This is a genomic window from Collinsella sp. AF25-2LB (assembly GCF_003458415.1).
Classification (GTDB): domain Bacteria; phylum Actinomycetota; class Coriobacteriia; order Coriobacteriales; family Coriobacteriaceae; genus Collinsella.
On sequence record NZ_QRUF01000004.1, the window covers coordinates 41,264 to 55,919 of the forward strand.

The window sequence follows — 14,656 nt, forward strand, 5'->3', positions numbered from 1 at the left end:
CTTCACGCGCCCCCTTTCTGGACGAGCTCATCCAAGAGCTTCTCCGAAAACAGGTTACCGCGACCCAGCTGCCCGGCAGGATCGAGCTGGAGCTTGAGCCGCGCCGACTCGACCATGGCCTCGTGACCGTACATCGTCTCCAAGAAGCCCGCCTTGATCTTGCCGACGCCGTGTTCTGCGGAGACGGCACCGCCCATGGCCGTGACCTCGGAAGCCCACTGGGCAAAGAGTTCTGCGCCGCGGCGATAATCCTGTGCATCGCGCGGCAGAATGTTCACATGCAGATGGTTGTTACCGATATGCCCCCAGGCGGCAGATTCAAGCCCACTTTCCGCCAGCGTGCGGCGATAGAGGGCGATAACATCGGCCAAGTGCGCGTTGGGCACCGACATGTCCGAACCCAGTTTGGTGATGGTGGGATCCATGCGGCGGCGCTCGTCGATGAGCATGTTGACGCTCTCGGGCACCGCATGGCGGAAGAATCGCTGACACTCGCGATCGACCTCGGTGCGCGCGACCCATGTCGCATCGTCACTGCCGCCCGCAAGCTCCAGTACCCACCCCAAGTGATACAGCTCCTCAGTCGCCTGGGCTTCGTCGTCGCAGTCGAGCTCCACGTAGACACAGACCTTGGCGTCTTTGTCGAGCGCAGGCAGCGAGGCAAACGCCGTCGACTGCTCGCGCTGGCGACGTAGAATATCCAGGGCGCCAGCATCGAAGTACTCGATGGCAGCCGCATGGGACAGGACGGGACGCACAGAATCGGTGAAGGACACGGCCTTGTCTTCGCTATCGAAGAAGCAGCTCACGCCCCAAACGACCGCGGGTGCCACCTGCAGGGCAATCTCGAGTTCGGTGATGACACCGATTGTGCCACACGCACCGATAAACAGATCGATGGCATCCATATCGTCAGCAACGAAATAGCCCGAAGCATTTTTTGTCTTGGGCATGGTATAGCCGGGAAGATCGAGCTCGAGTGTACGGCCCGCTGCCGTCACGAGCGACAGGTGGCGGCCCTGGGCAAAAGCCTCGCCGCGCCGAAGCTCAAGCAAATCGCCATCAGCCAGCACGACGTGGAGTCCCGTGATATGTGGGCGCATGGGGCCGTAGGCGTAGCTGCGGGCACCGGAGGCGTTACATGCCGCCATGCCGCCCAGACAGGCAGACGCCTCGGTGGGATCGGTGGGAAAAAACTGCTCGGGAGCCTCTTGGAACTCCTCGTAGGCCTCAAGCGATGCCTGGTCCCAACCAGCGGTCGGCAGCACCTTCTTGCTCAGCTGCTTGCGCAGCTCCGAGAGCACAACGCCCGGCTCCACGCGCAGCAGAAATTGGCCTTGTTCATCGCGGCGAAGGCCCAAATAGCGATTCATACGGGAAGTATTGAGGATATGCCCGCCGTGGGGCACGGCGCCGGCGGCAAGGCCGGTTCGGGCGCCCTGAACCGTTACCGGAACACGCTCGGCATGGAGCTTTTCCAAAATGGCACGGACCTCGTTTTCCGTTGTCGGAAACGAGATGCTCGAGGCCTCGCCCGATGCGCGAGATTCATCGCGGCCATACTCTTCGAACTCGTCGGTGAAGGGTTTGATGGTTGCAGACACGCGAACTCCCCCTTTAGCTAACTACAGTGTTTGCAGGGAGATGTTACCGCATCGTTTCGTCGACGTGTTCGAGACCGTCTCCATAATTGGCGTTTTTTACGTTCGTGCAATTCGGCGAGCGGCTTGATTTCCTCGGCAGACGATGCTTTTGACACATATGGCCCCGCCGTCGCCGACCGCGCGATTGTCGCTCGAAAAAAGTTGGAGTATTTTTTGCCGCCTTTTACCTGCGGAGACGCCAATCCGTCAAGCATTTGGTCAGAAATTGGTCAAGTAGCGGCTGATAAGGTCGGCGTCGACAGCCAAAACCGATAGAAGTTTTGGCCCAGAAGCAGGGAGGTTCCCATGGCATATTACTGGCCCCAGTACGGCATCGCCATCGAAGTCGACGACGATCCCCATCTCCTGCCTTTCGACGAAGAGGCATTCCCCGATACGACGGTCTACCACGTTACCACCGATGTGATCTGCGACCCCGAGTCGTTCTCGGCGCTCGCCCACCACATCGCGCATATCCACGACATCGAGCTCCCTCCCGACTTCGACGAGCTCGTCTACTCGCGCCGTCTGATGCTTCACATGCTCTTTGGAGCGGACCCGTCCACCTTTGCGCGCGTCTATACCGCCAAGGATGCCGCATGAGCGCGAAGAAGCCGCCCCACTTTGCAGGTCTGGGGCATCGCAGGAAGCTCATCGTTGCCTGCTTGGCCATCGTCTGTGCCCTTGTCGCCGTAGGACTATACGCTTGGCAGTCGCAGCCCGTACCCGAGACGGGCGCTTCGGTTACGACGGCCGAGGGCAAAACGCGTCAGGAAATCCAAGATGAGCTCGACGCCATCGTCCGCGACAACATGATGACGATTTCGGTCGCACCGGTCGCTCAGCTGCAGGAGGACGGCAAGCTGCGCGTCAACGTGCAAAACGTCCAAGACAATAAATTTCCCCAGCGATTCCGCGTCATCCAAAACGACGAGACCATGTACGAATCCGGTGTGGTCGAGACCGGCAAGACAATCGAAACGTGCCCCGCCGGCGACATCAAAGAAGGCGAGGCGTACATCGAGATCCAGGCACTCGATGCAAAGACCCTCGACAGCCACGGCAATCCGACACGTGTCAAGGTACGGGTTGAGCAAGCCGAGAACTAGCTTTCCGGCCGACGCGGCACCGCACGTAATTCACCAGCATTCGTCCAATCATCGCGGGGACGGTCCGCGGCGAATAGAAAGGAACAACCATGGACATCATCAGGAACATGAACGGAGCCAGAGCGCTCGTCGTGGGCGCAGGGCTCGCGCTCGCGCTCGCAATGGGCGCGGCCCCGACGCCAGCTATGGCAGCCGGGCGCGTTGGAACCACGAAAGTAATGGTCAGGACCGAGATCGACAACGTTGAGTTCAAAGTTCCGACGGTTATTCCCTTCGTCGCCAAGGCCGACGGCACGCTTCAGGGCCCCTCAGAAGACGCGACCACCATCGACAATCATTCGGCCTACGGCATCCATGTCACCAACATGAAGATCGACGCCATGAACACCTGGACCATTGCTGCCGACGCCAAGGCCGGAACCGCACAGAACTCCATCGACTTTAAGGTCGGCCCCGACGGCGCACTCCAGAACGCCAGCGCCGCAATGCAGAAGACAGGCCTCGATCTTTCCAAGAACGCAGCCTTCGACATGGGCTACCAGGGCATTGCCGGCGGCACGGACAAAATTAAGCTCAAGACAAGCGGAAACGTCGCCCGCGTCACGCGCGACATCTTCCGCGTAACCGGCGAAGGTGATCAGGTTGCAACGATCACCTGGACGGTCGAGCCCGGTGCGCACACGGCATAAGGCCGTCGCCCTGGCCGCCGCCGTCAGCATCCTAGCGTTTGGGCCAGCCATGGCCTTTGCCCAGCAAGAACAGGCGCAGGCCGCCACGCAAGTGACGGTCGACCTCTCGGAGCTCGACCGCGGCGACCGCGAAGAACCGTTGGCGCAGACAGGCGACAGACGATGGCTCTTGGCAGCAGGCGCCACAGCAGCAGGCGCGGGAACCGCCGGCCTCGGTCTGCACATCAAACGTAGCCAGAAACAAAACACGGACAGGCCGCACTAAATTAGCTAAGGAGACCCCATGGCATCGAAGAACCTTTTGCCCGTCGTCGCACTCTGTGGCGCGCTCGCAACCGGAACGCCTGTCGCCGCTTGGGCGACTCCCGTCATGGCAGACTCCTTACCAGCAGCCCTAAGTTCCGCACCAAATCCGTCGAGCGCCATTGCGTGCAAGCGTTTTTCGATCGCACAGGCCGCGATCTCAACCTCGGGATGCCTTCGTCGTAATACGGACGGCTCGATAGTCGTGGATATCAAGCGTTCGAACAAGGCAAACGGCTCCCAGGCGGGGTGCGCCGTCTGCACGTGGCGCTCGGTTGTGCTCGATGCAGATGGCGATCCATGCAATTTAGAGCTGCGCATCGACATCGCTTCGGTCGATGACTCGGCGAACGGAGCGAAGGTCGCCTTCGACGGTACGTTTTTCGAGAAAGGAGGCGGTATATGTCTGGGCTGCGCCGCCGCGAATGCAGACGATGCGCAGCCCACCCTCTCATTCACGGCATCGTTGCGGCTGACCAAAGCCGGCACCGATGCCATCGCGGCGGGAGAAGCGTCCCTGCTGTTCTACGCCGTCAGCGCCAAGGACACAAACGCTCATTTCGAGAAGCCAGCCGGATCACTCAGTCTTACACGAGGGATAGAGGCAGGCCCTATTGAAATCGATGCCCACGCGCAAAGCAGGCAACGCATTCTTGCCGACCCGGCGCTTCTCGAAATGGAGTGGAACGGATCCGGAGCCATCGGAATTCTCCCCTCCGCGCTTGACGCCAAGACGCTCCCCCCAAACGACGAACCCATCAACACAACCATACAAGAGGAGAGCGCGGTCAAAGAAGCAGGTGCGGGCGACACGCCGTCGCCGACAAACGGCGTCCCAGCTTCTTTCGAAGCACCGAATGAGCCCGCTGCCGATCCAAACAATCCCGAGCTCGCGGACAGCCTGGGGCTTGCTGATCCTCAAGAGATCGATGAAGGTAACTGCTGCGTGCTTGCCGCGCTCGACCACACAGAGGTCATCGACGCTGCGAACATCGAAGTTGCCGCCGCCAATCAGCCCGTCCGCAAGTCGGCTATCATCGCATTTCCTGAATCCATCGAAGTCGTCTTTTTGCCATCGGGCGAGGTCGTGGCCCCAACACTGCTCACCTTGTTGGGCGCCAAGAATACTCGAAACGAAATTAAAAAGGTCACAGTTGTCGACCCTGCAACCACCGCCAAGCTGCGTCTATACGCCGTTGCCGCAAACGGAAGCAAGACCCTGGAATTCGATGGCGACACACTTCTAGCCTGGCGACGTCTGGACATTATGCAAGACGTCTCGTATCAGATCGAACTCGAAGGGTTTGATCGTGCCCGCGATGCCAATATCATCGCCGCGGCTATTGAATTCCCGCAGCGGCTTATGACACTGCGCTTTGAATACTATCCCTATGTCCCGACAACCACCTGAGGCTTAAATGCTGCGCATCATTCCTAACACCACTTATATAACGTATTAGATGAGTCGCGATGTGCCTCGCATTTCGTTCTGCTACGATTGCCACGTTGGCATCAATACAGGAGGGCTCATGCCGGGCTTGGGAACAATCATCAACGTTGTGCTTTTAGTTGCGGGCGGTCTTTTGGGATTAGCGGGCGGTCGCTTCATTACACCGCGCATCCAAGACACGCTCATGAAAGCATCGGGGCTGTGCGTCCTGTTTATCGGCCTGGGCGGCACCATGCAAAAGATGCTCATCATCGATGGAAAGGCGCTAGCGACCACCGGTACCACCATGCTCATCGTCTCATTTGCGCTCGGTTCGCTCATCGGCGAGGCCATCAACTTGGAGGCCGCCATTGAGAACCTTGGCGAATGGCTCAAGCGTAAAACCGGCAGCGAGGGCGATAACGAGTTCACCAACGCTTTTGTCTCGACTTCACTCACCGTGTGTATCGGCGCTATGGCCATTGTGGGATCGATCCAGGACGGCCTGCTCGGCGACTGGTCCACGCTTGCCCTCAAGGGCGCGCTGGACTGCATCATCGTCTGCACCATGACGGCGTCGCTTGGCCGCGGCTGCATTTTCTCCGCCCTGCCCGTCGCCGTGTTCCAGGGGACGATCACGCTGTTTGCCGGCGCACTCTCCCCCATCATGACTACGGCAGCCCTCGACAGCCTTTCGCTCGTAGGCTCCATGCTCATCTTCTGCGTCGGCGTCAACCTCATCCGTCCTCAGACCTTCCGCACGGCCAATATGCTCCCCTCCGTCGTCATCGCCGTCATCTACGCCCTCCTGTTCTAAATCTATCTACGCAGCAGTATCTCGAACACCTGTTTGATGCTGTGCTATGATATGAGGTCACCGAAGCTGCGTTAGGAGAGGAGAAGCGGTGGCCGACCAGGACATCAAGATGCTCATCGAGCGCATTATGGCCGAGGCCCGGACCCATCAGTCCGCCCGCTTCTCAAACGAAATCTACGCAGACGAGCCGATTCTCAAAACCGGCCGACAGATGCAGAATTTCCTCCCCGACCAATACCGCAAGATGCGCGAGATATCGCGCTGGCAGGATGACCCCAAGGGCGGCGCGGGCCGCTGGCTATCGGAGGCCGAGCTTTTCTACCGCCAAGGCTTGCTGATGGCCGACTTTGAGGACGACTGTCCCTACAACGGCACCTTTAAGTCGTACTTTCCCACCTACAACGCCATGAGCGACCGGCAGTTGCGCGGCTACTTTACCTGGCGTGCCCAAGTGCGCCGCGGAACCGTCGAGGAAACGTCTACGTCCTTTGCCTTTCTGTATCTCTATGAGCTGATTTGCAGCATTGGCGTAGATGACCCGCTCGATGGTTTTAACAAGATCAAGGCTTTTTGGGATGTCTATCGCGCCTTCGAGCCCGGCATCGACCGATTTGCACGCGTGTGGCTGCAGGATTACGCCGTATTCCACGGGCTCGACCCCAAGCTGCTTCGTGACTCTAAAACCGTCATGTTCGATAACGCCCTTATCGAGCTGCGACGCGCGGCACGAGACCTTGTCCCAGCACCGGCACCGTCCGGCCAGACCCCTAAGCGTCGCAAAACCTCCGAGCCCACGCTCCCCCTTCCGCCCGATGAGGTGCGCGAGGAGCGACTCATGGCTGCCATCGACGCACTCTCCACGTACAACCTAAGTAACTCGCGGCTCGACCGCAGCCACCACCGCGATCTGCGCCACGTGGCATGCGCCGTGTATGTCCGTATGGCGCGCTACTATGACACGCACCGAAAGACCGGCATCGTGGCGAGTTTATTTGGGGAGGAGACGGCCATGCCCTACACCATGTTTGCCTCGGCCGTATTCTTTGCGCCCGAGCGCCACGAGGACTGCGAATACCGCCTGGATCCTATCCATATCTACCGTTGCCAAAACGGCTTTTGGGAATGCATGCGTATCCACGGTAGTAGGCAAAAGAGCAGCAAGCTCGGTGAAATGATGCGCGCCTGCGACCAACGCCTGCGCCTGGCGCTGGACCCCGCCCATCCCCTTAAGGAAGAAAAGGTCCCCAAATATCTGGCCAAGATTATCGATGACGAGATTGTGGCATGGCTTTCGTGGGACGCCGCACACCAGCCCGTCAAGATCGATATCGATCTGAGTCAGCTGGGGCACATTCGGAGCGCCGCTGCGCAAACGCGCGAAGCGCTTTTGATCGACGAAGAGCGCGAGGACGACGCATCCGCAGAAGCCGAGGCAGCGGGCTCAGGGCAACCGGAAGCCGAGCCCGTAGCCGACTCGACGGTCGAGGCGGTCGCGGCACCCATTCGGCAGGACTTGACCGACGAGCCGAGCATATCCACCGAACAGTTTGGTGTCGTGGCACCGCTTCTTGCGCCGACGCCCGCGTTCGCAGCTGCTGCGCCCGCTGACGCCACAAACGAACTCGCGCCTGCCGCAAACGCCTATCTCAGCGCACTGCTCGAGCACAACGCAGTACAGGCGGAATCGGCGGTAGTGCAATCGGGGCAGAGCGAGGACATGCTCGTCGATACCATCAACGAGGCGCTCTTTGACCTGGTGGGCGACACCGTAATTGAATTTAGCGCGGCAGGGCCGCAGATTATTGAGGACTACGAAGCAGACGTGAGAGGATACCTAGACCATGAGTGATACCGCATCCGCAGCACCCCGCGTGCCCAAGCGCGTCGCTGCCGTCATTCTCAACTCGCTCAAGGGCGGCGTGGTCCCGCGCATCGGCCTTCCTTACATCACCGTAGGGCGCGAGGTCGAGATCCGCGCCCTGCTCACCGATCTGAGTCTCATTGCCGACGGTGGCGCAAGCTTCCGCTTTCTGGTCGGTCGCTACGGAGCCGGCAAGAGCTTTTTGCTCCAGACCATCCGCACGCACGCCATGGGCGAGGGATTCGTCGTCGCCGATGCCGACCTATCCCCTGAGCGCCGCCTGCAGGGCGGCCAGGGACAGGGCCTTGCCACCTACCGTGAGCTCATCCGTAACATATCGACTAAAACGCGCCCCGAGGGCGGTGCGCTCAACCTAATCCTCGATCGCTGGGTCGCCTCCTGTGCCGACGCCGACGAGTCTGCCGTCAATGCCCAACTGGCCCCGCTCGAGGAAATGGTCCACGGCTTCGACTTCACCCGCATGCTCCACCGCTACCGCGCGGCCGTATCCGAGGGCGACGAAGAAGCTATGAGCCGCGTGACCAAATGGATTCGCGGCGAATACCGCACCAAGAGTGAGGCACGCGCTGAGCTGGGCTCCTCGACCATCATCAGCGATGACGACTGGTACGACTACGTTAAGCTCATTGCACGCTTTTTGGTCTGCAGCGGCTACAAGGGTATGTTGGTGCTCATCGACGAGCTCGTGAATCTGTATAAGATTCCCAACGCCATCACGCGCCAGTACAACTACGAGAAGATCCTGACCATGTACAACGACACACTCCAGGGCAAGGCGCAGTACCTGGGCATGATCATGGGCGGCACGCCAACCTCCATCGAAGACCGCCGCCGCGGCGTGTTCTCCTACGAGGCCCTGCGCAGCCGACTCGCTCAAGGCCGCTTTGCACGCGAGGACCTTAAGGACATGCTCGCGCCCATCATCCGTCTGCAGCCACTCACCTACGAGGAGCTGCTGGTGCTGATCGAAAAACTCATGCAAATTCACGCCGGCTACTTTGGCTGGACGCCCACGCTTACCGAGAACGACTTGGTGGACTTCCTCAAGATCGAGTTCGGTCGTGTGGGAGCCGACACACATCTGACGCCGCGTGAAGTCATTCGCGACTTTATCGAGCTGCTCGACATCCTATGCCAGAACCCCGACGCCAACGTAGCCGAGCTGCTGCAAAGCGTCGGCGGCGACGCGCTGGCGCCGGCAGCAGCAACAGGCGACACCGGCACCGCAGGCGGTGACCGTAACTTCGCCGAATTCACCATCTAACCTGCCAAAAAGGGATAGGTTTATTTTGGCAGGTTTTATCTGGGCAAACGTTGAAGCGGTAATGCAGCAAGCCACTGCCCGCCGCGTTGAGAGATTCGCTTTTGAAAGGAGGCCTCGTGAACGCCTTTGACCGCTACGCCCCGTTTATCCAAGACTTCATCTACTCCCACGATTGGGAGAGCCTGCGCTCCATCCAGGTTGCGGCGGCAGATGCCATCTTCAACACGCAAGACAATGTGCTCCTGACGGCCTCCACGGCATCTGGCAAAACCGAGGCAGCCTTCTTTCCCATCCTGACCGAGTTTTGGGAGAACCCGCCCGCAAGCGTGGGCGCCCTCTACATTGGCCCCCTCAAGGCGCTCATCAATGACCAATTCGTCCGCCTCAACGATCTGTGCGAAGAAGCCGATATCCCTGTCTGGCACTGGCATGGCGATGTCTCGCAGTCGCACAAGGCTAAGCTCATCAAAAAACCGAGCGGCATCTTGCAGATTACGCCCGAGTCACTCGAGGCGCTCCTGATCCATAAGCACATGGCGATCCCTCGTATGTTCTGCGACCTGCGCTATGTGGTTATCGACGAAGTCCATTCGCTCATGCGCGGCGACCGCGGCGGGCAGACGCTCTGCCTTATCGAGCGGCTCTCGCGCATGGCAGGCGTGCAGCCCCGCCGCATCGGTCTGTCGGCAACCATCGGCGACCCCGAGCGCACGGGCGCCTTCCTGTCGCAGGGGACGGGACGCAACTGCGTCATCCCACGTTTTGAGGAGCCGCGCCGCGTGTGGCGCATCTCCATGGAGCACTTCTACAACTCGGGTCCCCAGGCGCAGCAGCGAGGATTCGCGAGTACAGGTCCGCAGGAAGCCGAAGTGCTCGCATGCGAGCGCATCGAGGCGGTGGCGCCCACGGCACTGCCCGCCGGCGCCCAAGACATGCGTCACAGCGGGCAGCTCACACAAGAGGAGCGCCGTCAACGTCGTGAGCGGGCACGGGGCAAGGCTGCCCCCAAGGACCGTCGCACTTCCTCAGCCCCCGAGGGCGAAGTCGACATCCCGCAGGCAACCGAACAGGCACTGCTCAACCCCACCGACACCGCACCCGACAACGCCGACCCCGGCATGGGCTACATCTTTGAGCATACCCGCGGCCGCAAGTGCCTGGTCTTTGCCAACTCGCGCGAGGAGGCAGAGGCCGTGTGCTCCATGTTGCGCAGCTACTGCGAGAGCCGGCACGAGCCAGACCGCTTTCTAATCCATCACGGCAACCTTTCGGCATCGCTGCGCGAGACGGCCGAGGAGCTCATGCGCGACGAAGAGCAGGCGCAGACGACCGTCACCACCTCCACGCTGGAGCTCGGCATTGATATCGGTCGCCTGGAGCGCGCGTTCCAGATTGACGCGCCGTTTACCGTCAGCTCCTTTTTGCAGCGCATGGGGCGCACAGGCCGTCGCGACCTTCCGCCCGAGATGTGGTTTGTCATGCGCGAGGAAGAACCCGAGCCGCGCACGATGATGCCCGAAACGATACCCTGGAAGCTCCTGCAGGGCATCGCACTCGTACAACTCTATCGCGAGGAAAAGTGGGTCGAGCCGCCCGAGCTCGATCGACTCCCCTACAGCCTGCTCTACCACCAGACCATGTCGACGCTCGCCAGCACCGGCGAGCTCACGCCGGCCGAGCTTGCTCAGCGCGTGCTCACGCTCAGCTATTTCCACCGCGTCTCGGCCGATGACTATCGCGTACTGCTGCGCCACCTCATCAAGATCGACCACATCCAGGTCACCGAGGGCGGTGAGCTCATCGTGGGTCTCGCGGGCGAGCGCATCATTAACAACTTTAAGTTCTACGCTGTGTTCCAGGAAAACGAGGAGTTCACCGTTCGCAGCGAGTCGGCCGAGTTGGGCACGATCGTCAATCCGCCACCGCCCGGTGAGCGCATCGCCATAGCCGGGCACTGCTGGATAGTCGAGGAAGTGGACTGGAAGCGACACACCGTCTTTGCCACGCAAGTCAAAGGTCGTGTGCCGGCATACTTTGGCGACTGCCCCGGCGACATTAACACGCATGTACTCGAGCGCATGCGCAAGGCGCTCAACGAGCACGCGGCATATCCGTACCTCATGGGCAACGCACGGGCACGCCTTGCACAGGCTCGTCATACCGCCGAGATTTCGGGTGCGGGGACCAAACCGCTCATCAACCTGGGTGGCGACACCTGGGTGCTCTTCCCCTGGTTGGGCAGCTACGCCTTTCTGGCGCTCGAACGTATGCTCAAGATTAAGTGTGCCGCGGAGCTGGGCCTTCGCGGGCTCGATCCGTCGCGTCCATACTTTATGCAGTTTAAGATGAAGGCCGACGAGGAGACGTTCTTTGAGGTGCTCGCAGCCGAGGCCGAAAAGGACTTCGACCCCATCGAGCTCGTCTATCCCGGCGAGGTGCCTTACTTTGATCGTTACGATGAGTTCGTTCCCGAAGAGCTCGTGCGCAAGGGCTTTGCCGAAGGCGTGCTCGACATCGAAGACATGAAGCAGCGCGTTCTCGGCTGGCGCGACCACGCCTAAGACCAGTCTTTTTTGGGACGGGGCTTGTTGAGCTACTTTGGGCATGACCAAGAAGTAGCTAAAAGAGCCCCACCACAAACAGACTGGTCGCAGGGAGACGTGCTAGTCGTGGAGAGCAGTGCCGAGGAAGTCGGTGTCGAAGGGCACAGCTTCGGCAAAGACATAGTCGCCGTCGCTGGCGATGAGCAGGTAGTTTTCCTCGCCGCCGAACTTCGCATCGCCACATGGGACCACCCAGGCATGGGCGAATACCTCGAGTGCCGTGGCAGCGCAGTCGCGCAGGAACGTCACGTCGCTCCCCTCGTTTGCGCTCACGATATTGGCGACGTAGACGCCACCAACATTTAGGCTGCCCCGCACTAAACGCAACGCCTCAACCGTCGCCAACTCGCGTACGGGCTCGGCACCGCCAAAGCAATCGCTCACGACCGCGTCATAGCGACGATGGCCCACGCTCGTCACACCCAGATACGAGCGAGCCTCAGCGGTTATCACCCGCAGGCGATCGCCCGCCGCGCGCTCCAGCTCGTCTAGGTAGAACCAGCGGCGCGCCAGGCGCGTAATCTCTCCGTCATACTCGATGACGTCCATGCGCAAGCCCTCGTGCGACATCAGGGCGAATTTAGGATAGGCAAACCCGCCGCCGCCCAGCATAAGAATGCGGTCGATACCGTGACCATAAGCGTCGCGCATCGCATCCTCGGCCTCAAACACGTCGTTAAACGCGCGATAGTACGCAAAGACGGGCTCCGCCCAGCGCTCACCAACGTAACTCGCGCTTTGGTAGACGCCGCCTTGCACCAATACGCGGACTTCGTCGCCGCCCTCGTCGTGCACGCGTTTCACACGCGCCAAGCCATTGCGGGTTCGCGCAACCTGCAGACAGGCAGCACGAACAGCGACGGCGGCCGCACCAAGCGCCGCGGCTCCCAGAGCAACGCCGGCAACGACGCCGGCAGAAACACTCGGCTTGTTCATCTAGAGCTCCTTTTGCAGATAAAGGCCATGGTCATAAAATCCAAGATGGCGATAGTACTCGCGCGTGCCAATCGCGCTAATCACGTTGATACGCGCATAACCCGCATCCCGGGCAATCTCGCACGCACGCTCTACGAGCAAACGCCCCAACCCGTGATGTTGCGCCGCCTGGCCCTGATCGCCCACGCGCGCCGCCATGCCATACACGTGCACCTCGCGAATCATCGCCTCGTCCGGCGTCGTCGGCAACTCGTCCGCATGTGCGGCAACAAACGAATGGTCGGGCAGCGACAACCGCAAAAAGCCCGCGATCTTGCCCCGCGGCGTCACCCACTGCAAAAAGCGCTCGTGAGTCACCGGCGTCTCGTACGCCACTTCCTCATCAAGAGAAAGCTCATCCAAGTCGGCACCCGCGGTACTGATCTCGCGATAGCGAATCTCGCGCACCACTGTGCCTTCTCCACGAGCCGCCAAGCGATTCTCGACGAGCTGACGCAGGTTGGGCTTCTTGTTGCCCACCATGATGTCATCGGAGCTAAAGTCGCGGATCATGCGACTGATGCGGCAGAACGCCGGCGTCACCACGATGTCATCGGCCAGTACATCGAGCAGCTCCTCCTCGGTATAGGGACGCCACTTGCCACGCTCATAGCAGCCCACCAGACGCGAGCCCTCGATGAGTGCACACGGATAGACTTTGACCTCGTCGGGCATAAAGGCCCCCTCGGTCACAAAGCGCTCGTAGTCGCGCTTGTCCCCTTCGGGCGTGGCGCCCAGCAAGTTGAGCATAAAATGCGCGTGAATCTTAAAGCCAAACAGGCGCGCAAGCGAAAACGCCCGCTCGATCTGCGCCACCGAAATGCGCCGCTCGTTGATATCGAGCAGGTGCTGGTCGAGGCTCTGGATGCCCATCTGGATCTTGGTGCAGCCCAGGCGGCGGATAAGCGTGAGGGCCTTCGGCGTTACGGCATCGGGGCGCGTCTCGATAACGAGTCCCACCACGCGATGCTTCGCCGTCTCGTTGATGCGCTGTTGACGTTCAAGCTCCTCCATCGTTGCCGTCTGCCACTCGGCGACTTCGCCCCACGGCGTACCGGGGCCGTACAGACGACGCACCGCACGGTTGTAGCCGCCCACGGCAGCATCCACACGCCCCTGGTCGTCGGCAACGCCGGCAGCAAGCTCGACCTCGTCTGTCGCAATGCCGGCTGCCCGATAGCGCTCGCGACGCTCCGCTACCACCGGCGGCAGGGCATCGGCGGGAGCGTCATCGAGCAGGCGCCCCGCCTCGGCACGACTGATGCCCGGACGCGCCAACATGGGGTTTGCCGCCACGCCGGCGACGGCATCGTCATTGAGCGCACGGAAAAGCTCCGACATAAACCACGTCTGATACCCTTCCGGATAGTCGCTCCAGGTGCCACCGAGCACGATGAGCTCTATCTTATCGGTCGCATGCCCCATCTGCGAAAGCGCCGTCAAACGGGCGCTCACCTGCAGATATGGATCGAAGCAGTTTTGCTCTGCACGGGCGCACGCCGGCTCGGCGTGCAGATAGCTTTTGGGCATGCGCAGGTCGTTGGGGCAAAACAGGCAATCGCCCGAGCACGGCCACGGCTTGGTGATGACGGTAATGGTCGCTACGCCCGAAGCCGTGCGACGAGGCTTCATGCGTAGCACCTGCAGCAGTTGACGCTCTAGCTCGGCGTCGACATTCCATACCGTCCAACGAGCCGGCTCCTCGCGCTTCACCCGCTGGTAAAACGGCAGCAGGCGACGCTTGGCCAGATCGCGCTTGTCGGCACCCTCACGGCGTGCCTCGGCATGTATCAGTTTGACGAGCGCTTTGTCGTCCACGGTCTCGCCGCGACGCAGAGCCTCGAGTATGTTCAAGATAATCTGTTCCATGCCCCCATTGTAAAGGCAAAGGCGCCGAAGCCAATCTCGGCTTCGACGCCTTCACCAAACAGCGCGTCTATAT

General features: G+C 60.7%; 12 protein-coding genes. 9 read left to right on the top strand and 3 right to left on the bottom strand.

Annotated elements, in window-relative coordinates:
• Positions 1–2 precede the first annotated feature (2 nt).
• The gene (locus DWY51_RS02955; RefSeq protein WP_117769805.1) at positions 3–1,604 is read right to left on the bottom strand and encodes an FAD-binding oxidoreductase; all 1,602 of its coding nucleotides are present in this window, start codon (positions 1,602–1,604) and stop codon (positions 3–5) included.
• Between the two features lie 345 nt (positions 1,605–1,949).
• Here DWY51_RS02955 and DWY51_RS02960 point away from each other — a divergent pair, with 345 nt between their 5' ends.
• The 9 genes from DWY51_RS02960 to DWY51_RS03000 all read left to right on the top strand — a co-directional run bounded on the left by DWY51_RS02960 (position 1,950) and on the right by DWY51_RS03000 (position 11,697).
• Positions 1,950–2,246: a hypothetical protein gene (locus DWY51_RS02960; protein WP_035137058.1), complete on the top strand. Its 297-nt coding sequence runs from the start codon at positions 1,950–1,952 to the stop codon at positions 2,244–2,246.
• The gene (locus DWY51_RS02965; RefSeq protein WP_117769806.1) at positions 2,243–2,752 is read left to right on the top strand and encodes a hypothetical protein; all 510 of its coding nucleotides are present in this window, start codon (positions 2,243–2,245) and stop codon (positions 2,750–2,752) included. The genes DWY51_RS02960 and DWY51_RS02965 overlap by 4 nt, the downstream gene beginning before the upstream one ends.
• Positions 2,753–2,841: 89 nt before the next feature.
• Positions 2,842–3,441, top strand: coding sequence for a hypothetical protein (locus tag DWY51_RS02970; protein WP_117769807.1), 600 nt, complete (start codon positions 2,842–2,844; stop codon positions 3,439–3,441).
• Between the two features lie 49 nt (positions 3,442–3,490).
• Positions 3,491–3,706: a hypothetical protein gene (locus tag DWY51_RS02975; protein WP_006234463.1), complete on the top strand. Its 216-nt coding sequence runs from the start codon at positions 3,491–3,493 to the stop codon at positions 3,704–3,706.
• Positions 3,707–3,724: 18 nt separating this feature from the next.
• A complete protein-coding gene (locus DWY51_RS02980) occupies positions 3,725–5,155 on the top strand; it encodes a hypothetical protein (RefSeq protein ID WP_117769808.1) in 1,431 nt (476 codons plus the stop codon).
• A 118-nt stretch (positions 5,156–5,273) separates the two neighbouring features.
• Positions 5,274–5,990: a DUF554 domain-containing protein gene (locus DWY51_RS02985; protein ID WP_195363187.1), complete on the top strand. Its 717-nt coding sequence runs from the start codon at positions 5,274–5,276 to the stop codon at positions 5,988–5,990.
• Between the two features lie 88 nt (positions 5,991–6,078).
• Positions 6,079–7,839, top strand: coding sequence for a TerB N-terminal domain-containing protein (locus tag DWY51_RS02990; protein WP_233504605.1), 1,761 nt, complete (start codon positions 6,079–6,081; stop codon positions 7,837–7,839).
• A complete protein-coding gene (locus DWY51_RS02995) occupies positions 7,832–9,136 on the top strand; it encodes an ATP-binding protein (protein WP_117769809.1) in 1,305 nt (434 codons plus the stop codon). The genes DWY51_RS02990 and DWY51_RS02995 overlap by 8 nt, the downstream gene beginning before the upstream one ends.
• Positions 9,137–9,252: 116 nt before the next feature.
• Positions 9,253–11,697 (top strand): DEAD/DEAH box helicase, encoded by a 2,445-nt coding sequence (locus tag DWY51_RS03000; protein WP_117769810.1) that lies wholly within the window; start codon positions 9,253–9,255, stop codon positions 11,695–11,697.
• A 102-nt stretch (positions 11,698–11,799) separates the two neighbouring features.
• Here the strand turns inward: DWY51_RS03000 and DWY51_RS03005 are convergent, their stop codons facing one another.
• Entirely contained in the window at positions 11,800–12,675 is an 876-nt protein-coding gene (locus DWY51_RS03005; protein WP_117769811.1) for a spermidine synthase, read from the bottom strand.
• Positions 12,676–14,583: an elongator complex protein 3 gene (locus tag DWY51_RS03010; protein ID WP_117769812.1), complete on the bottom strand. Its 1,908-nt coding sequence runs from the start codon at positions 14,581–14,583 to the stop codon at positions 12,676–12,678. It abuts the gene before it with no gap.
• Between the last annotated feature and the right edge of the window lie 73 nt (positions 14,584–14,656).

Coding starts and splice junctions, on each gene's coding strand:
- DWY51_RS02975 (WP_006234463.1), top strand. CDS start 3,491: ATGGCCTTTGCCCAGCAAGAACAGGCGCAGGCCGCCACGCAAGTGACG.
- DWY51_RS02965 (WP_117769806.1), top strand. CDS start 2,243: ATGAGCGCGAAGAAGCCGCCCCACTTTGCAGGTCTGGGGCATCGCAGG.
- DWY51_RS02995 (WP_117769809.1), top strand. CDS start 7,832: ATGAGTGATACCGCATCCGCAGCACCCCGCGTGCCCAAGCGCGTCGCT.
- DWY51_RS02985 (WP_195363187.1), top strand. CDS start 5,274: ATGCCGGGCTTGGGAACAATCATCAACGTTGTGCTTTTAGTTGCGGGC.
- DWY51_RS03005 (WP_117769811.1), bottom strand. CDS start 12,675: ATGAACAAGCCGAGTGTTTCTGCCGGCGTCGTTGCCGGCGTTGCTCTG.
- DWY51_RS03010 (WP_117769812.1), bottom strand. CDS start 14,583: ATGGAACAGATTATCTTGAACATACTCGAGGCTCTGCGTCGCGGCGAG.
- DWY51_RS02960 (WP_035137058.1), top strand. CDS start 1,950: ATGGCATATTACTGGCCCCAGTACGGCATCGCCATCGAAGTCGACGAC.
- DWY51_RS02970 (WP_117769807.1), top strand. CDS start 2,842: ATGGACATCATCAGGAACATGAACGGAGCCAGAGCGCTCGTCGTGGGC.
- DWY51_RS02980 (WP_117769808.1), top strand. CDS start 3,725: ATGGCATCGAAGAACCTTTTGCCCGTCGTCGCACTCTGTGGCGCGCTC.